At 43.4% G+C, this 19,426-nt stretch carries 16 protein-coding genes and 1 pseudogene; 9 read left to right on the top strand and 8 right to left on the bottom strand.

Going from position 1 to position 19,426, the window contains the following annotated elements; genetic code table 11:
- Position 1 precedes the first annotated feature (1 nt).
- Positions 2 to 1,462 (bottom strand): efflux RND transporter periplasmic adaptor subunit, encoded by a 1,461-nt coding sequence (locus WA1_RS10995; RefSeq protein WP_017748428.1) that lies wholly within the window; start codon positions 1,460 to 1,462, stop codon positions 2 to 4.
- A gap of 319 nt (positions 1,463 to 1,781) precedes the next feature.
- Between WA1_RS10995 and WA1_RS10990 the strand changes: the two genes are divergently transcribed.
- Positions 1,782 to 3,029: a sensor histidine kinase gene (locus tag WA1_RS10990; protein WP_051077127.1), complete on the top strand. Its 1,248-nt coding sequence runs from the start codon at positions 1,782 to 1,784 to the stop codon at positions 3,027 to 3,029.
- A gap of 83 nt (positions 3,030 to 3,112) precedes the next feature.
- Positions 3,113 to 3,781 (top strand): response regulator transcription factor, encoded by a 669-nt coding sequence (locus WA1_RS10985; protein ID WP_017748431.1) that lies wholly within the window; start codon positions 3,113 to 3,115, stop codon positions 3,779 to 3,781.
- Positions 3,782 to 3,847: 66 nt separating this feature from the next.
- Here the strand turns inward: WA1_RS10985 and psbC are convergent, their stop codons facing one another.
- On the bottom strand, positions 3,848 to 5,236 hold the full coding sequence (psbC, locus tag WA1_RS10980) for a photosystem II reaction center protein CP43 (protein ID WP_026135211.1): 1,389 nt from the start codon (positions 5,234 to 5,236) through the stop codon (positions 3,848 to 3,850).
- Positions 5,220 to 6,278: a photosystem II D2 protein (photosystem q(a) protein) gene (gene psbD, locus WA1_RS10975; RefSeq protein ID WP_066612834.1), complete on the bottom strand. Its 1,059-nt coding sequence runs from the start codon at positions 6,276 to 6,278 to the stop codon at positions 5,220 to 5,222. The genes psbC and psbD overlap by 17 nt, the downstream gene beginning before the upstream one ends.
- Before the next feature lie 476 nt (positions 6,279 to 6,754).
- Here psbD and WA1_RS10970 point away from each other — a divergent pair, with 476 nt between their 5' ends.
- The 6 genes from WA1_RS10970 (at position 6,755) to WA1_RS10945 (ending at position 13,500) form a co-directional block, all read left to right on the top strand.
- Positions 6,755 to 7,351 (top strand): photosystem I assembly protein Ycf4, encoded by a 597-nt coding sequence (locus WA1_RS10970; RefSeq protein ID WP_017748433.1) that lies wholly within the window; start codon positions 6,755 to 6,757, stop codon positions 7,349 to 7,351.
- Positions 7,352 to 7,449: 98 nt separating this feature from the next.
- Positions 7,450 to 8,247: a peptidylprolyl isomerase gene (locus WA1_RS10965; protein WP_017748434.1), complete on the top strand. Its 798-nt coding sequence runs from the start codon at positions 7,450 to 7,452 to the stop codon at positions 8,245 to 8,247.
- Positions 8,248 to 8,380: 133 nt separating this feature from the next.
- On the top strand, positions 8,381 to 9,187 hold the full coding sequence (locus WA1_RS10960; protein WP_017748435.1) for a peptidylprolyl isomerase: 807 nt from the start codon (positions 8,381 to 8,383) through the stop codon (positions 9,185 to 9,187).
- A 91-nt stretch (positions 9,188 to 9,278) separates the two neighbouring features.
- Entirely contained in the window at positions 9,279 to 10,424 is a 1,146-nt protein-coding gene (locus WA1_RS10955; protein ID WP_017748436.1) for a beta-ketoacyl-ACP synthase, read from the top strand.
- Positions 10,425 to 10,590: 166 nt separating this feature from the next.
- Positions 10,591 to 11,955: a folate/biopterin family MFS transporter gene (locus tag WA1_RS10950; protein ID WP_017748437.1), complete on the top strand. Its 1,365-nt coding sequence runs from the start codon at positions 10,591 to 10,593 to the stop codon at positions 11,953 to 11,955.
- Positions 11,956 to 12,015: 60 nt separating this feature from the next.
- Entirely contained in the window at positions 12,016 to 13,500 is a 1,485-nt protein-coding gene (locus WA1_RS10945) for a carotenoid oxygenase family protein (protein ID WP_017748438.1), read from the top strand.
- Between the two features lie 194 nt (positions 13,501 to 13,694).
- Here the strand turns inward: WA1_RS10945 and WA1_RS10940 are convergent, their stop codons facing one another.
- From WA1_RS10940 to WA1_RS10925, 4 genes are all read right to left on the bottom strand, one after another.
- Positions 13,695 to 14,411 carry a diacylglycerol/polyprenol kinase family protein gene (locus WA1_RS10940; RefSeq protein WP_017748439.1) on the bottom strand — a complete coding sequence of 239 codons (717 nt, stop codon included), beginning with the start codon at positions 14,409 to 14,411 and terminating at the stop codon, positions 13,695 to 13,697.
- Position 14,412: 1 nt separating this feature from the next.
- A complete protein-coding gene (locus tag WA1_RS10935) occupies positions 14,413 to 14,811 on the bottom strand; it encodes a C6orf136 family protein (RefSeq protein WP_017748440.1) in 399 nt (132 codons plus the stop codon).
- Between the two features lie 48 nt (positions 14,812 to 14,859).
- Entirely contained in the window at positions 14,860 to 16,020 is a 1,161-nt protein-coding gene (locus tag WA1_RS10930) for a glycoside hydrolase family 10-like protein (protein ID WP_017748441.1), read from the bottom strand.
- 129 nt (positions 16,021 to 16,149) lie between these two features.
- A complete protein-coding gene (locus WA1_RS10925; protein WP_017748442.1) occupies positions 16,150 to 16,965 on the bottom strand; it encodes a DUF1206 domain-containing protein in 816 nt (271 codons plus the stop codon).
- A 124-nt stretch (positions 16,966 to 17,089) separates the two neighbouring features.
- On the opposite strand from WA1_RS10925, the gene WA1_RS10920 reads away from it, so the two are divergent.
- Positions 17,090 to 17,953 carry an alpha/beta fold hydrolase gene (locus WA1_RS10920; protein WP_017748443.1) on the top strand — a complete coding sequence of 288 codons (864 nt, stop codon included), beginning with the start codon at positions 17,090 to 17,092 and terminating at the stop codon, positions 17,951 to 17,953.
- A 762-nt stretch (positions 17,954 to 18,715) separates the two neighbouring features.
- Here the strand turns inward: WA1_RS10920 and aqpZ are convergent.
- A pseudogene (gene aqpZ, locus WA1_RS10915) lies at positions 18,716 to 19,309 on the bottom strand (aquaporin Z); the annotation flags it as partial.
- Between the last annotated feature and the right edge of the window lie 117 nt (positions 19,310 to 19,426).

The raw sequence follows: 19,426 nt of genomic DNA, 5'->3' as shown, positions 1-19,426 counted from the left end.
TCTAACGCACACGCCTTGGTAGTCCAGAGCCGCCACCCCCAAAAGGTGACATCCTGGGACTCATTCCCTGCTGAGGACGTGACCCTGGTGGAAAACTTAGCAAAACTTGTTCTCCCTCACTCAAGCCAGAGCGAACAACAGTTTTATTGCCCACTGTGACTCCAGTTGAAATTGGTCGGAATCGCGGTCTTTTTCTGTTTCCTTCTTTAGAGTCAGATAGCACCATAACTCCACTGGAATTGTCTTGCCTCACAATAGCAACTGTGGGAATAACTAGAGCGTTATTTAATTGCCCCACGTTAAAATCGATATTCACGTTCATCCCTGACCTAAGTAGGTTTTGCGGATCGGCAAGGGAGGATTTGACTTCAAAATTTGTGACATTTTGCTCTACTGTGGACTGCGCTGCAACTTGAATGACCTTTCCTGTAAACGTTTTGTCTGGATAAGCGTCTGCTTTAATCGTGACCGATTGTCCTAATTTGATTTGAGAAATATTGGTTTCAGCAACTTTTGCCGTTACCTGATTTTGCGATGCTAGTGATAAAATAGAGGATGAAGTCGCCGAAGAAACATCGCTTCCTGCTGTGGTGGGGGCAACGAAGGCACCGGGGTCAGCATACTTGCGCGTGACTACCCCAGTGAAAGGAGCGCGAATAATTGTATCGTTGATTTGTTCTTGTGTTGTCTGCAAACGCCCTTGTGCAGATAAGACTTGAGCGCGTGCCTGGTCAATTTCCTCTGGACGGGAACCATTCTGTTGCTTAGCAAGTTCTTGTTTTGCCACAGATAAGCTGGCTCTGACCTGTTCTAGATTATCTTTGGCATTACGCTCTTCAGTTAAAGCTTCATCTAACGAGTCACGGGAAACGGCTCCTTCTGACACGGGACCTTGCAACCGCTTCACTCGCGAGGATGCCAAGTCTAGGCGAGATTTCGCTTGAAGAAGTTGGGCTTCGTTCCTTACCACATCAGCTCTTGCTTTGGCAACATCTTCACTGCGGTTACCGGCTAGCACCAACCGCAAATTTGCCTGAGCATTTGCGAGTTCTCCTTTGGCTTGGGTAAGTTGCCCTCGTAGGTTGGAGTCATCCATGTATGCTAGAAGTTGTCCTTGCCGAATGCGATCGCCTTCCTTAACCAGGAGTTTTTTGAGAACGCCGGAATTTTTCGGGCTGACGTTAATCGAGCGTTCTGGCTTGACAGTACCGTTGGCTGCGATCGTGACAGGAAGATTTGCCCGTTCAACAGGTGCTGTTTGGATGCGACGTCGGAATTCCTGACGCTGCGACGTCATGAATTGCTGTACACCAAGGTAGCCACCTCCCCCAAGAAACCCTAAAATCAGCAATCCTACGGCCCATTTTGGTATCTTGATTTTTACGCGCCTCTTGACAGAGTCAGCTTCTTTCCACGGTCGCGTATTGTTTTCCAATCCTGATGCTTCCTTCACTTCCGTCATTCCGTAACAATTATCCTGTAATCTAACAATAATTTAAGAAACTCCCAAGCCCCCATTTTTTAGGGACGAGGGAGATGGAGCATGAGACATTATTAATACTTAAATGCCATATGCATATCTTATGCGGGTAACTATATAGATGGCATGAAGCAAAACTCCCAAACATCTTGGGAAAAAAGTAACTATGGCTTCATGACAAAAGTCATGCTTTTTACTGAGGAGTTAGGGGTCAGGGAATTTCTTTCTCTTATCTCTACTCCCCACTCCCTACTCTCCACTCCCTACTCCCTACTCCCTACTCCCCACTCCCTTCTTTATAATGTCGCGTTCTCTGCCTCCCCTGCGCTTAATGTTATATCTGGAATGGTTACTTTTGGGCATGAGTGCCTTAACCGCACTCCTGCTACCGCCCATTTACCCATTACAGACTTCCCCTTGGCTGACTGTTTTGATCATTGTTGTGTTTGGGGCTATGGGTTTGAGGTTACCAACTAACAAGTTCAGTCATAAGATGATTTATACGGCTGTGGTATTAGGTATTGTTTTCCTACCTGCGGTGATGAGCCATTATATTCGCTTTATTCCCATGCTTGGTTTAATTGCGGTTATTCGCAGTTGCCAAATGTTTAAACTCTGGGGTCGTTTAATTGTTGCAGGTTTGGTTTACGTATCATACCTTTATATCATTATCATAAGAAGTCAATCAATTATTTTTGTTAGAATTCCTATCGGACAACCAAAACCAATTGCAGAACAAATTGCCACAAATACGGCAAATTTAATCCTCAATAATGCGATTTCTTTTGCGCTTACTCTAGCATTTGTGCTATTATTAGTAAATGCTGTTTTGTCAGAACGTAGAAGTCGGCAAGAACTAGCGATCGCTCACGAGCAACTTCGTCAATATGCGTTGCGGATTGAAAACCAAGCGACTTTACAAGAGCGAAATCGCATTGCACGTGAGATTCACGACTCTTTAGGACATGCTTTAACTGCCCAGACTATTCAGTTAGAAAATGCTCTATTGTTATTACCGTCAAATACAGATCGAGCCATAGAATTTTTAAGAGAAGCAAAACAGTTAGCTTACCAAGCATTGCAAGAAGTTTCCCGTTCAGTAGCGACACTTAGAGCCGATCCTTTGCGCGGCAAATCGCTAGAAAGTGCAATTAGCAATCTTATTCAAGACTTTCGTAATAGAACTAACTTAACCCCAAATTGGAAAGTTAGTTTGACCTTTCCTTTAACACCTGAAGTCAGCATTACGATTTATCGTATTTTACAGGAAGCGCTTACCAATATATCAAAACATAGTGTTGCAACTCAGGTTACCGTTCAATTACAGTCTCAAGTCGGAAAGCTAAATTTGCTTGTAGAAGACAATGGCAAAGGTTTTAATCTAGAACAAAACACTACAGGTTTTGGGCTTCAGGGGATGCGAGAACGATCTGCGGCTTTGGGTGGAAGTTTCTATATTTTTAGTGAACCTGGGAAAGGATGTCGAATCATGGTGGTTATTCCCATGATAAATTCATCTGTAATGCCTTCTGAACAGACAGGAATCTAAAATCCAAAATCCAAAATCCAAAATCCAAAATCCAAAATCCAAAATCCAAAATCCAAAATCCAAAATCCAAAATCCAAAATCTCATGATTCGCCTGTTACTGGTAGATGACCAAATGATTATTCGTCAGGGTCTAAAAAACTTGCTGGAATCAAAACCAGATTTGCAGGTGGTGGGAGATGCTGAGAATGGTCAACGGGCGCTTGAAGTGATGGAAGCTTTTTATCATACATTGATGCAACCGGATGTTGTGTTGATGGATGTTAGGATGCCTGTGATGGATGGCGTAGCAGCAACTCAAGTTTTTTCACAGCGTTTTCCTGAAGTTCGGATTTTGGTTCTGACTACTTTTGATGATGATGAATATGTTACGCAAGCAATGCGTTATGGAGCAAGGGGTTATGTTTTGAAGCATACGCCACTTGAGGAGTTAGCCGTTGCTATTCGTGCAGTTCATCAAGGTTATACCCACATGGGACCGGGACTTTTTGAAAAAGCTTTTGCTTTCCCTCACGAACCTCAGCCCTTACAATCAGTTATGCCATTGGAAATAGCAAAATTGTCCCCCAGAGAGAAAGAGGTATTGCGTTTAATTGCAATGGGATTTAGCAACCGTGAGATTGCTCACGAGCTTTATATCTCGGAACGGACAGTGAGAAATCATGTTACTAGTATTTTAAGCCAACTTCATCTGCGCGATCGCACTCAAGCTGCCTTGTTTGTCAGTACGTTTTTACCACAGTTGGAAATTTAATGATAAAAAAAAGCTCCTGCTTTGACGCAGAAGCTTTAACCCGATTATCAGTGATGAAAAAATCTATTAATCAAGATCTCCCATGAACATTACAGGCTCATTTTCACGGTCAATTCCCTTCTCGAAACCACCGGCGGCTGCACGGGCGCGACCAGCATGCCACAGGTGACCTACCAAGAAAAAGAAGCCCAATACAAAATGAGACGTTGCCAACCAAGCACGAGGAGATACGTAGTTGAAGGAGTTAATCTCTGTTGCTACACCACCTACAGAGTTCAGAGAACCCAAAGGAGCGTGAGTCATGTACTCAGCAGCACGACGAGCTTGCCAAGGTTGAATGTCGTTCTTGATTTTATCCAAGTCAAGACCATTAGGTCCTCTTAGAGGTTCTAACCAAGGACCGCGAAAATCCCAGAAGCGCATGGTTTCACCACCGAAGATGATTTCACCTGTAGGAGAGCGCATCAGGTATTTACCAAGACCTGTTGGACCTTGAGCGGAACCGACGTTAGCACCCAAGCGTTGGTCGCGGATCAGGAAAGTCAGAGCTTGAGCTTGAGACGCTTCAGGACCTGTAGGACCGTAGAATTCGCTTGGGTAAACGGTATTGTTGAACCAAACCATACAGGAAGCGATAAAGCCCATTAAGGACAAAGCGCCCAAACTGTAGGAGAGGTAAGCTTCACCAGACCAAATTGAAGCGCGGCGTGACCAGCCAAAAGGTTTGGTGAGGATGTGGAAGATTCCACCTACAATGCAGATGAAGGCAACCCAAATGTGACCGCCAACAACGTCTTCTAGGTTATCAACGCTCACAATCCAACCTTCACCACCGAATGGTGATTTCAGCAGGTAACCGAAGATGACACCAGGGTTCAAAGTTGGGTTGGTAATGACGCGAACATCACCACCACCAGGTGCCCAAGTGTCATACAAACCGCCAAAGAACATTGCTTTCAGTACCAACAGCAAAGCACCACATCCCAAGATAATGAGATGGAAGCCGATGATGTTGGTCATCTTGTTCTTGTCTTTCCAGTCGTAGCCGAAGAAAGAGGAGTACTCTTCTAAGGTTTCTGGCCCTCGGATGGCATGATATATACCGCCAAAACCGAGTACTGCAGAAGAAATAAGGTGCAGTACACCTACAACAAAGTATGGGAAGGTGTCAATAACTTCACCACCAGGACCAACGCCCCAACCGAGGGTTGCGAGGTGAGGTAGCAGGATTAAGCCCTGCTCGTACATGGGCTTTTCAGGAACGAAGTGAGCAACCTCAAACAAGGTCATTGCTCCAGCCCAGAAAACAATCAAACCAGAGTGGGCAACGTGAGCACCCAAAAGTTTACCGGAGAGGTTAATGAGACGGGCGTTACCAGCCCACCAAGCAAAACCGGTGGAGTCTTGGTCGCGGCCTGAACCCATAACTGCAGGACTATTAGAGAGCGTTACCACGTGGCAGTACCTCTTCTGGGAATACAAATTTTTCGTGAGGCTGGTCTTGAGGAGCCATCCAAGCGCGGATACCCTCGTTTAGCAAAATGTTTTTGGTATAGAAGGTTTCAAATTCTGGGTCTTCTGCCGCACGCAATTCTTGCGACACGAAGTCATATGCTCGCAGGTTGAGTGCCAAACCCACAATCCCAACTGCGCTCATCCACAGCCCTGTCACTGGTACAAACAACATGAAGAAGTGCAACCAGCGCTTGTTGGAGAAAGCAATCCCGAATATCTGTGACCAGAAACGGTTTGCTGTCACCATGGAGTAGGTTTCTTCTGCTTGGGTGGGGTTGAACGCACGGAAGGTGTTTGACCCTTCGCCGTCTTCAAACAGGGTGTTTTCCACTGTTGCTCCGTGGATCGCACACAGCAACGCTCCACCTAGTACACCCGCAACTCCCATCATGTGGAAGGGGTTGAGTGTCCAGTTGTGGAACCCTTGCAAGAACAGCAAGAAGCGGAAGATTGCTGCCACTCCAAAGCTGGGTGCAAAGAACCAGGATGATTGTCCCAAGGGGTACATCAAGAATACGCTCACGAACACTGCAATTGGTGCCGAAAACGCGATCGCATTGTATGGACGTATCCCTACGAGTCTGGCGATTTCAAACTGTCTGAGCATAAACCCGATCAGCGCAAAGGCTCCATGCAGCGCTACAAAAGGCCACAATCCGCCTAATTGAAACCAACGGGTGAAATCTCCTTGTGCTTCTGGTCCCCACAACAGCAACAACGAATGTCCCATGCTGTCTGCTGGTGTGGATACTGCTACTGTCAGGAAGTTACACCCTTCCAAGTAGGAGGACGCCAAGCCGTGTGTATACCAGCTTGTTACGAATGTTGTACCGGTCAGCCAACCGCCGAGGGCTAGGAAAGCACAGGGAAACAACAGTATCCCCGACCAACCTACAAATACGAAACGGTCGCGCTTCAACCAGTCGTCTAGAACGTCAAACCACCCTCTTGTACTGGGGGCGCGTCCAACTGCGATGGTCATTGGACTAAAATCCTCTTTTTACTAAAAATTGCAACTTTTTGAGGAATTAAGGTTTTGTTTATGACACTCACAGCTACCTAAAAGCAACCGAGCGTTCTGAGAAACTGCTACCTTAAGTAGTCAGAGTTTCTCATATTATTAGTGTCACAACAGTTTCTACTAGTTAGTAATCCAGCTTGCAGAAACTTAATGATTCTTAACTTATCACATTAGTCCGGCTTTGTGCGCGATTAACACTTAAAAATCAAGTACAAAGCATAAACCTACTACTTATGATTAATATCAGAATTTTTACAATCTGACACAACTTTTCTCAGAAATCTCACAAAACTTGCAATACAGGCGATCCAGTGGCAAACTAATTACAAGAAGAAAGGCAGAGGGCAGAGGGCAAAACATCAAACAAGAGGCGAAAGTTTATACCCTAGCCCCTAATCCCCGCTCCCTGACCCCTGAGTTAGAAGGTAGTTTAGTTCATGACGGCATCAACAACCATCAGCAAAGGCGAGTTCCCGTCAGAGGGCAACTCTACTTCCAACGTTCTCCATCAAAAGGTTCTCGGTTCCCGTCGGTTCAGTAACTACTGGTGGGCAACTGTAGTCTCAATGGGAAGCACAGGCTTTTTGCTATCTGGAATTTCAAGTTATCTAAAAGTCAATTTACTCTTAGTGACTGACCCAACGCAACTAGTGTTCTATCCCCAAGGATTAGTCATGGGGTTGTACGGTTCTGCCGGTCTACTTTTAGCCCTGTACCTGTGGTTAACAGTTATCTGGGATGTGGGCGGCGGATACAACGATTTCAATCGGGAAACAGGCAAAGTCAAAATCTTTCGCTGGGGATTTCCCGGCAAAAACCGTCGTATAGAAATTGATTGCACCACTGACGACTTACAGTCCGTTCAGGTAGATATTAGAGGGGGCATGAACCCCCGTCGCGCACTTTACCTACGTGTTAAAGGTCGCCGAGACATTCCTTTATCATCAGTAGGTCAACCGATGTCATTACAAGAGTTGGAAATTCAAGGCGCTAAATTAGCCCGTTTTTTGGAAGTACCCTTGGAAGGACTTTAACAGTGACCAGTGACCAGTGAACAGTGACCAGTAACTTGGTGAGTGGTCACTGATTACTGGTCACTGCTAAGATACATTGGTCGCTTCTGTACTTGGTCATGCGGTTTAACATTTCCAAATTAGCAGTTGCTTTATTGATGGTTGGTATATTATGGCTTGGCAGTTGTTTTAAGCAGCCAGCTGTAGCCAGTTCTCTGCCAACTTTCACACCGACTCAAGCAACTACCCAGTTAAGTACCGGGACTTTAACCAAACAAGCAACCCTTGTATCTCAACTTACAAAGAAGAGTATTCCCAGAATGAATGACTTACCACGGCTCGAAGGCAAGGCGACTGTAGTGATAACTGTTGATGGATCGCCTATCACTATTGAAGTAGATGGTACAAACGCCCCTATCACTGCAGGCAATTTTGTAGATTTAGTCGAGAAAGGCGTGTACGATGGCTTAGTTTTCCACAGAGTTGTACGCCAGCCCCAACCGTTTGTGGTTCAAGGGGGCGATCCTCAAAGCAAAGACCCAAAAGTACCAGCAAGCCGCTTGGGAACAGGCGGTTTTGTCGATTCAAAAACTGGCAAAGAACGTCGCATACCTCTGGAGATTAAACCCCAAGGAGCAGAGGAGCCAGTTTACAGCAAAACTCTTGAAATGGCACGCGTTAATAAACCACCTGTACTTCAGCATAAACTGGGGGCAGTAGCAATGGCGCGATCGCAAATGCCTGACTCTGCATCCTCCCAGTTTTATTTTGCTCTAGACAACCTCAGTTTCCTAGATGGTAGCTATGCTGTTTTTGGTTATGTCACCAATGGCATGGAAGTTGTTAACAAAATTCAACAGGGCGATCGCATTGATTCAGCTAAAGTCACTCAAGGTGCAGAAAACTTGAAGAACTAGGGAGTAGGGAGTAGGGAATAGAGAATATACATTTTCTCCACTCCCTCACTCCCTCACTCCCTCACTCCCTCACTCCCTACCCACACTCCCCACTCCCCACTCCCCACTCCCCAAGTTAAGTTCGTGTTAAGCAATGCGGTTAAACTGTTCCAAATTTTTATTCGTTTTCATTTTCAGTGCGTTTCTGCTTGGCAGCTGTTCAACATCGCAGGTAGCTTCCAATTCCTCTCCAACTTCTACCGCTACTCAAACAAGTTCCGAGTTATCCACTGAGACAGGTACCGAGACGGTAAACTCAGCAACAACTCCTGTATCGGAAAATGCCAGCGAGAGCATTCCCGGACTTAAAGAATTGCCACGACTTGAAGGCAAAGCAACTGTAGTGATGACAGTCAAAGGTTCGCCCATCACTATCGAAGTGGATGGTACAAATGCTCCTATCACTGCAGGCAATTTTGTGGATTTGGTTCAACGAGGCGCATACAACGGGCTAATATTCCATAGAGTTGAGCGCGATCCAAGTCCTTTTGTGGTGCAAGGGGGAGATCCTCAAAGTAAAGATCCAAAAATACCAGTCACCGATCTAGGTACGGGCAGTTTTATCGATCCAAAAACAAACAAAATTCGTTACATACCTTTAGAAATCAAGCCACTAGGCTCAAAAAAGCCCATATATGGTAAAACTTTTAAAGATGCAGTAATTTCTCAACCACCAGCACTGCAACATAAACGTGGTGCAGTAGCAATGGCGCGATCGCAAATGCCTGATTCTGCATCCTCTCAGTTTTACTTTGCTTTGTCCGATCTTTCCTCCTTAGACGGTAGTTATGCTGTGTTTGGCTATGTTCGAGAAGGAATGGACGTGGTTGATAAAATCCAGCAAGGAGATCGGATTGACTCTGCTAAAGTCACTCAAGGTTCAGAAAATTTGAAGAACTAGGGAGTAGGGAATAGGGAATGGGAAATGGTGAACTTACATATTTCCTACCCCCTACTCCCTACCCCCTACTCCCCACTCCCCTCTCTTAAAAGTGGTTGTTATTACTGGTATTGGTCTTGTTTCTGCTTTAGGTAAAAGTTTAGAGGAAAGCTGGCAACAATTGATTGCAGGTAAATCTGGAATTATTTTGCACCAACCGTTTCCAGAATTAAAACCATTACCTCTAGGGATGATTGAGGAAGAACCAGCGAGACTCAGAACACTCACTCAGTTGGTTGTTTCTCTGGCGTTGCAGGATGCCAATTTGCTCTCACCTTTAGTTGATTGTGGAGTGGTTATTGGTTCGAGCCGCAGCAATCAGGGTTTATGGGAGCAGATGGCACGGGAGATGCGGGAACAAAGGGACAAGTCTCCTAGTGTCTGCTTAGAAAATTGGTTAGAAACTCTGCCCCACATGAATGCCATCACCGTCGCACGGCAGATTGGCTCTTGCGGAACAGTTTTAGCTCCAATGGCTGCTTGCTCTACAGGAATTTGGGCGATCGCACAAGCAGTGAATCTCATTCAAACTGGGCAATGTCAGCGAGCGATCGCAGGTGCAGTAGAAGCGCCGATAACACCCCTTACCCTAACTGGGTTTCAACAAATGGGGGCTTTAGCGAAAACAGGGGTTTATCCTTTTGATTTCAAACGAGAAGGTTTGGCGTTGGCAGAAGGCGGTGCTGTCTTTGTCTTAGAGTCAGAAGAGTTAGCAAAACAGCGTCAAGCTATGGTTTATGGTCAAATTCTCGGTTTTGGATTGACAGCAGATGCATATCATGCTAATGTTCCCGAACCAGAAGGAAGGGGTGCAAAATCAGCGATCGCACAATGTTTAAACCGTGCTAGCTTAACCTTTAACGATATTGATTACATTCACGCCCACGGTACAGCAACGCAAATGAACGATCGCATAGAGAGCGAAGTTATACAGCAGTTGTTTCCTCAAGGCGTAGCAGTCAGTTCAACTAAAGGATCTACAGGTCACACCTTAGGAGCTTCAGGAGCCTTAGGTATTGCGTTTTCCCTCATGGCATTACAGCATCAAATATTACCACCTTGTGTGGGATTGAGCAATTCAGAATTTGATTTAGATTTGGTAAAAGAAGTACGTCAAAGTAAAATTCACAACGTGCTTTGTTTGAGTTTTGGCTTTGGCGGGCAAAATGCAGTCATGGCGTTGGGAATGCACCACTAGTCTTATATTTCGTCAAGCAAATAATTAACTTCGCTGTGAACTGTTGCTTCATGCCCATAGAGCATTACGCTGAACCGTACTTGAGAAGGTTTGACATCTCCACACGTTCTTCACAAAAAATAGATATGATATATAAAAGTCGATAAATCTTAAAAATTATTTATCAATGCTGGTTTCTTCCTCTGGCTTGTCCAAGGTCAAAGACTCAGTACGGGAAAAAGTTTTTTTCGGTAACGAACCAACTACCGAGCTAGTCGCCATTCTTACCGTCTACTTTGTTCAAGGTATTTTAGGGTTAGCACGTCTTGCCGTTAGCTTCTTCCTTAAGGATGAATTGGGGTTAACTCCAGCTCAAGTTTCGGCAATGTTAGGCATAGTAGCCCTTCCCTGGATTATCAAGCCACTATTTGGTTTTATTTCAGATGGGTTGCCTATATTTGGTTACCGACGGCGTCCTTATTTAGTCCTGTCGGGAATACTAGGAGCAATTTCTTGGGTTAGTCTTGCCACAATCGTTCATACACCGATAGCAGCAACACTGGCGATCGCACTTGGTTCCCTCTCGGTTGCTGTCAGCGATGTCATTGTTGACTCCTTGGTAGTCGAAAGAGCAAGAACAGAATCCCAAGCAGAAGCAGGTTCTCTCCAATCTTTGACTTGGGGTGCATCCGCTTTAGGAAGTTTAATTACAGCATACTTTAGCGGTTTTTTGCTACAGCACTTCACCACCCGCACCGTCTTTTGGATCACCGCAACATTTCCGCTGATTGTCTCCGCAGTAGCTTGGTTGATTGCTGAGTCACCTATTGCTAAAGATGTAAATAACAGCGAGCCTACAAATTTTGTTAACATCAAGCATCAAATTGGCCAACTGCGTCAAGCCATAACTCAGAAAGCAATTTGGCTACCGACATTGTTTCTTTTTCTTTGGCAAGCCACACCAACAGCAGACTCAGCTTTCTTCTTTTTTACCACCAACGAATTGCACTTTGAACCAGAATTTTTGGGACGAGTGCGCTTAGTAACAAGTGTTGCATCCCTGATTGGTATTTGGATTTTTCAGCGTTTCCTCAAAACTGTTCCCTACAGAGTCATTTTTGGTTGGAGTACAGTTCTATCAGCAGTCTTAGGAATGACAATGCTGCTGCTAGTGACTCATACCAACCGCGCTTTAGGTATAGATGACCACTGGTTTAGTTTGGGTGATAGCCTCATTTTAACTGCAATGGGACAAATTGCTTATATGCCCGTTTTAGTACTAGCAGCAAGGCTTTGTCCTGCGGGCGTGGAAGCAACATTATTTGCCCTCTTAATGTCCGTAACAAACTTAGCGGGACTGCTTTCCTACGAATTAGGGGCGGTATTGATGCACGTCATGGGCATAACTGAATCGAATTTTGATTCTCTGTGGCTGTTAGTTCTGATTACGAACTTCAGTACGTTGCTGCCATTGCCATTCCTCAAATGGTTACCCTCTTCCGACTCTCAAACTGAGACACCAGAAACGCAAGAGTTAGTGGTTAGTAGTTAGTGGTTATTCGCAAACAACTAACAACCAACAACTAACAACTAACAACTAACAATTAACAATATGCAATCTTTTCAACTCTACGAACGAGCCTCTACAGTTCCAGAAAAATCATATACTCGTGCTAATTGGCAGAAAGGGTATCAATCTCTCAAACAAGAGTGTGATTATTGGATTAGTGATATAGAAGGGGAAATTCCCTCGGAACTTCACGGTACTTTATTTAGAAACGGTCCAGGATTGCTAGACATTAACGGTCAACATATTCATCACCCCTTTGATGGAGATGGTATGATTTCTCGCGTCACCTTTATTGATGGACGCGCCCATTTTAGCAACCGCTATGTCCGCACTGCTGCTTACTTGGAAGAACAAAAAGCTGGCAAGATTCTTTATCGCGGAGTCTTTGGTACGCAAAAGCCTGGTGGAGTCTTTGCAAATGCCTTTGATTTCAAGCTAAAAAATATTGCCAATACAAACGTAATTTATTGGGGTGAAAAATTGCTGGCTCTGTGGGAAGCGGCTGACCCCCACCGCCTCGATCCTTACACTTTGGAGACTTTAGGGAAAGAACATTTCAATGGCGTTTTATTAGAAGGTGAAGCCTTCTCAGCCCATCCTCGTTTTGATCCAAGTCGTGATGGTGGTAGAAGACTAGTTAACTTTTCTATCAAACCGGGACTCTCCACCACCATTACTATTTTTGAGCTAAACGATAAAGGCGAAGTCGTCACTAAGCACTCCCATAAAGTGCCAGGTTTTGCCTTTATCCACGATTTTGCTATCACTCCAAATTATTGCATCTTTTTTCAAAATCCCGTAACCTTCAACCCCTTACCTTTTGTCTTGGGAATGCGTGGTGCAGGAGAGTGTATCAAGTTTCAGCCGCACCAACCGACTCGCATCATTATTATTTCTCGCAACCCGAAACAGAAGAACGTTCAGATTATAGAAACTCACTCTGGTTTTGTGTTCCACCACGCCAATGCTTTTGAAGTGGGGGATGAAGTTGTGGTTGACTCCATTTGCTACGAATCACTTCAACAAGTAGAACCGGAAAGCGATTTTCGGGAAGTTGATTTTGATGCTCTTCAGCCAGGACAATTGTGGCGCTTCAATCTCAATCTTCAGCAAAAAACTGTTCAAAGAAAGTTGCTGGAAAGCCAGTGCTGTGAGTTTCCCACCATGCATCCCCAAAAAGTTGGGCGTCCATATCGTTACTTATATACGGGTGCAGCACACGCGAGTAGTGGAAATGCACCATTGCAAGCATTTTTGAAAGTCGATTTAGAATCTGGTAAACGACAACTTTGGAGTGCTGCACCTCATGGTTTTGCTAGCGAACCCATTTTTGTACCGCGTCCGGGTTCTGAAAGAGAAGATGATGGTTGGTTACTGGCTTTAGTGTACGATTCTACCCATCATCGTTCAGATGTAGTTATTTTAGACGCTAAAGACTTTGAACGGGGTGCGATCGCAAAATTGCATCTCAAGCACCATGTACCTTATGGTTTACATGGTAACTTTGTCTCTAAGTGTTTTCTTTAATTAAGGTTCGTAGTTGCGCTGTCTTCGCATACATCGGAACTACCAACTTTCATAAGAGACTAATGGAAGACGGGCGGGGACGCCCATCCCACAAGATAGATAATTTATTTCTTGGAAATCCCTAAGAAGAGTCTAACAAACAGCTAGGAATATTCAACCCGCGTAGGCGGGTTTTGCTTGTATAGCCGCGAATTCTATTCGCTAGAAAGAGTCAGCAATGCTGCGATAATAACCCCTACTGGTATCAAAATATTGTCAACTTCTTTTGGACTGCATCCTTCTATAAGAGTAGCAACTAATGCAAGTAGGAAAATTCTCATAAAATTGACTTGATTGGGTGTCACGAGCCAAACAAAAAAGACACTAGCAATGAAGGCGAAAACTAACATTGAAAGGCTACCTTCTAGTGTTTTGGAACTTAAAATCGTGTACTTTATTCTACCAACTCGACGACCAACTATTGGTGCAATGCCATCACCCCAACCCAGGCTTGCCATTGCGACAATTCCAACAAACTCTTTATAAAAGAACGTGCCGCAAATAGTCGCGACAATAACAAAAAAAAGAGGACCTCTAAGGAGTTCGCGTCTATCACCCGTGCGCGTCATGGTTATAACAGCTTCGTCATCTGGATTGGCAAATAGACCTTTCTGCACGAGAAGAAAAATCCACAATACAAAAACTGCTACATTTAGGTACTTAGACCAGTGTAAATCATTGTAAAGAGGTAAAAACCCAATAGTAGATCCTGCACCAATATGAGTAATTTTACGACTAATATCTTGTGGTAATTTAAAATTTAAAACACACCAATTCAACAGTGCTAGTAATCCGAATACATAAACAAATGTTAGCAATGTAGCTAACAGATTACCTAATAATGGGCTAATATTTAAGGCTAAAGATAACATCTTAAATATCTCCTCCTTTACGGAAAAACTGCTGCAAAATTTCTCCTGGTTTTCGATCCCAAGTGTCGATCTGCTCGTAGATTACAGCATTTTGGTTGAGTTTGTAAGTTGAGTAACCATTAAAATAGAGTTTAGCTTTCCAAGGAACACGCAAAATACCCCTAACAGTCCATTTTGCTAAAATGATGTCCTTGTCTGGTTGAGACACTTCATGTAAATCAAAGAAAATTTTAGTGAAGAAGAGTTGTGCGTGAAATCGCAAAGTCCAAAAAATGATACGGTAGCTTAATTTTCCTTTAAATTTATTAACTGGGTCTTGAAAATAGATGTCTTGTGTGTAAATTTCGTAAGATATATCTTTTTCAAACAATGTTGGCAAATCTTGTTTGAGAGTCTCCATGACTCTTTCTACCTGAAAGTTGTATTCCACGCCATCACTCCCCAAATCCTAGATAAGATTTTTCAGAAAACCTAGCAGCTTTTGAAAAACAGAAAATGAAGGTTTCTCGATTACTCTACCTCGATTTAAGTCCGATAGGGAAGGGAATGTGGCAACCTGGGAGTAGGAATCTTGTCGTAGCACTTGGGCTAGGGCATTATTGTTTTCTCGCAAACCTTCATAGAAAAAAAAGACTTCCCCTAGAATGCCCAGAGTACGATTGTACTGAATACTCTGTAATAAGTATTCTGGACTGATGCGGTAAGAACCTACTTTCATAAGAATTCCTGGTGCTAATCTTGGCAGTGTAGCATCTGTGAACTGCTCGGTGACCAATCTATCAACAATTCCTTTGTATGCAGCAAAGTCTCGTCGATAAATTTGGGGATGAATGATATCTACTAATCCCTTTTCTATCCAAGTAGGAGAGTCCTGTAGGTATTCTTTATACGCCCAGTCATAAATATTAGGAGCAATAGATACTATTAGGTTGGGATTGACAGCTTTTACTTCTTGATACAACTGGGCTAGAAATGCAGTGAGAATATCAGCACGCCATCGCAGCCATTGTTTATCTTTAGGGTTTTTTGGTGGTTCTTCCCCAAACTGCTGACGATATCTATCTATAGTATTAAGGTCGTAACCACCTTCACTAGGCAAAGCAGGAAAGCGATCGTCACCTTGGATACCGTCTACTGTATAATTTTTAACGATTTCCAATACCAAGCTTAACATAAAACCTTGAACTTCTGGGTCTAGAGCGTTTAGCCATTCAAAACCGTTTTTTTTCAGTAAATTGCCCTCACTATCAATCGCCGCCCATTCAGGTTTTTTTGCCAGGATTGGTCCGCCATTCAAGTTGTAGGAACTAGCAAATCCGTATTCCAACCAAGGAATCACCTTTATCCCTACCCGTTGCGCCTCAACAATCAATTCTGCCAAAGGATCTCGTCCAAGAAAAAGCGGGTGAATGTCTGTACCAAAGGTTTGTTGCATGACTCGACTCGGATATATTGTTGTTCCCCTAGTCCAAACCACGGGAAAAACAACATTAAATCCTGTCTCAGCAAGGAACTGCATAGCTTCTGCAATGTTTTGCTGTGAATTCAGAACCTTGCTATCAGTTGTGGTAAGCCAAACACCTCTTATTTCCAGGTTGTCATTTGTCATTTGTCATTGGTCACTGGTCACTGGTCACTGGTCACTGGTCACTGGTTACTGGTCACTGGTTACTGGTCACTGGTTACTGGTCACTGGTCACTGGTCACTGGTCACTGGTCACTGGTCACTGGTCACTGGTCAACGCGTCATTACATGACGATACCGCGCTTGAATTACCATGTAAATGCCGTATGCAATCAAACCAAGCGCAACAATACCTAAAAGCCAGGGACCGTAAGGTTGCTGTGCTAACGTTTGCAAAGCCAAATCCAACCCACCTGCTTTACTAGCATCAGATAAAGTGGCTGCTTGAATTAAAAACCAGCCAATAATACAGAAAACTATACCCCGTGCTATTAAACCAAATCTAGAAATACCCATGACTAACTTTCGTTCTGAATCATCTAATTCAGTTAAGTTAAGATGTCGTCGAAATTTAGCACTAAAGGCTTCATAAAACTCATAGAATCCCAAACCGATAGTAAACGCCCCTATAGTACCAACTAACCATTGACCAAAAGGCTGAGAAAGAAGTTGTGCTGTCCAGTCTTGTGTAGAGTTACTACTACCAGTGTTACCAGAACCTAAAATAATTTGCACTGCAGTCCAAGCTAAACCTGCATATACAAAACCATTAATTGCATAACCAATTCTTTGTGCTATTCCTTTGGCATCAGTGCCTTTATTTTCTGGATCTTTGATGGCTTGCACAAACCGCAAAATGACATATCCAATTAATCCAATTGCGACTAAAGCAAGCAAAAACTTTCCAAATGGTTGAGCAACGATTGTATGCAAAGCACCTTGGGTATCAGTTGTCCTTCCACCACTACCAAAAGCCACCTGTGCTGCTAGTAGTCCAACGATACTGTAAACTATTCCTTTAGATATATAACCGAATCGAGCGAGCTTCTCAATCCAGGATGAGTGATAGTGTATTAACTGTTGCGTCATACTATTTAAATATTGTAATTATGGCTAAATATTTAGCAAATCTGTTCAAGCAATACATCTATCCAAAGGAAAAGACCAAGTAAGAACTTAGTAGACCAATGACAAATGACAGAGGATTTTAAAAATGTTCGTTACAAAAGAGACTTGGAAGCACGAATATATTCTTACCAACGGCGTGAAACTGCACTATGTGACTCAGGGAGAGGGTCCTTTAATGTTGATGTTGCACGGATTTCCTGAGTTTTGGTATTCCTGGCGTTATCAAATACCGGAATTTGCTAAGGATTTTAAAGTCGTTGCTGTTGACTTGCGCGGATACAACGACAGTGATAAGCCAAAAAATCAATCGGCTTATGTAATGGATGAATTTGTGAGGGATATTGAGGGAGTTATTACAGGGTTAGGATACGAAAAGTGTACTTTGGTGGGACATGATTGGGGTGGTGCGATTGCATGGAATTTTGCCTATTCTTATCCTGAGATGATAGAGCGATTAATTATCCTCAATTTGCCTCATCCTGCAAAATTTAGCGAAGGATTACGGACTCCGCAACAGTTATTACGCAGTTCCTATGCTTTCTTTTTTCAGCTTCCCAGTTTACCTGAATTTATCATACAAGCTTCTGATTATCAATTCCTAGAAAATGCTTTTAGAGGGTTAGCGATTAACAAAAATGCTTTCACTAAAGAAGATATTGAAGCTTATAAAAACGCGGCAGCTAAACGAGGTGCTTTAACAGCAATGTTGAATTATTACCGCAATTTTTCCCAACAAAAAATCCTCACCGGAAGTTGGGGTGTGTTAGAAGTTCCAACATTAATGATTTGGGCAGAAAACGATACTGCACTTGGTAAAGAACTGACCTATGGTACAGAAGCTTATGTAAAAGATTTGCAAATCAAATACATTCCCAACTGCAGCCATTGGGTACAGCAAGAACAGCCTCAATTGGTCAATCAGTATATTCGTGAGTTTTTAACAAGCTGATTTTTGTGAGGGGCTGCAAGTTACCGGACTTCTTAAAGAAGTCCGGTATCTGAGCAAATTTAATTCTCTTTCAGAAAGTTTCTGACACCAAGGTGGTAATTTATGCTCTGAAAACGAGAGCTTTTGGCTTCTGTAATACTAAATAGTTTCCAAAAGGGGTCTTTTTTCCTAAGTTGAGAAGCACGAGAGTATGATGCTTTCGCTAAGCCATATACCTGTTTTGGAACGAGTAATTTTTTAACAAAAATGAACCATCCTTAGCAGAAATATTCTTTAGCAAAGGAGTCCCTATACCCGCCGTGTAAAACGCTGCGTCTATTTCTCCTTTGCTCACTTTTTCAATGGATTCTTTGATGTTCATTGGTAAAAGAGATTCTTGAGTGACATCTAAATTATGAAGTTGATAGAGAAAAATAGCACTAACTTTAATCGAATCTCAAAGATATATAGTAATGTGTAGAGACACGTCATAACGCGTCTCTACATATAAATCTTAAGCGTTTATAAAGAATGGGAATTTTAGAGGATGTTTGAAAAGTTTTGGTCTCATATAGTGAGCTACTATACAAACGAAGTCCGCCTGCGCGGACTAACGGAAAATCAAGATATTAAAACCCACGTAGGTGGGTTTTGCTTGTATAGCCGCGATTTCCAATCGCTAAGGCTGTATTAATTGAGACTTTTCAAACATCCTCTTAGAAGAGAGTTAGGAAATGAGGACTACTTTATCAACTTTTTCGTCCTAGCAGCGTATTTCTTGATTTAACGCACTTCTGACAACTCTCTTTCTACTGTTGGAGACTCAAACACTTGAGAGTAGAATATTCCTGCCAAGATACCTCCCAAAATTGGAGCTACCCAGAAAAGCCACAACTGTTGAATTGCCCAACCGCCAACAAAAATTGCTGGACCAAGGCTACGGGCTGGATTGACTGATGTGTTGGTTACAGGGATGCTAATCAGGTGAATGAGGGTTAAAGTTAAACCAATTGCAATTGGAGCAAAGCCTTGGGGCGCACGACGGTCAGTAGAACCCAAGATAATCATTAAAAACATGAAAGTAAAAACTAGCTCGGCGAGGAAACAAGCTAGTAAATTAAAAGCACCTGGGGAATGGTCTGCTCCAAAACCATTAGTTGCTAGTGGATTGGAACCAGTCAGTGTAAATCCTGATTGACCGGATGCAATCAGATAAACTACTCCCGCGCCTAATATGGCTCCAAATACCTGAGAACCGATATAAACGGTCAATTCAGATCCGGGAAAGCGCTTTGCTGCCCAAAGACCAAAAGAAACTGCGGGATTGAGGTGACAGCCTGAGATATGACCAATTGCATAAGCCATTGTTATGACTGTACGTTCGCTCATTTTTGAAGGGAGAGAGGAATTAATACCGGACTGGGTAAGGTTTCAAAGGAATGATGGATCGGCTAAAACCCAACCCGTGTAATACGTGGTAAAGGATGGAGGGGG

Origin of the sequence: Scytonema hofmannii PCC 7110 (assembly GCF_000346485.2) — a bacterium.
In the GTDB taxonomy this organism is placed as follows: Bacteria; Cyanobacteriota; Cyanobacteriia; order Cyanobacteriales; family Nostocaceae; genus Scytonema; species Scytonema hofmannii.
This window is presented reverse-complemented; position numbering and strand designations above follow the sequence as displayed.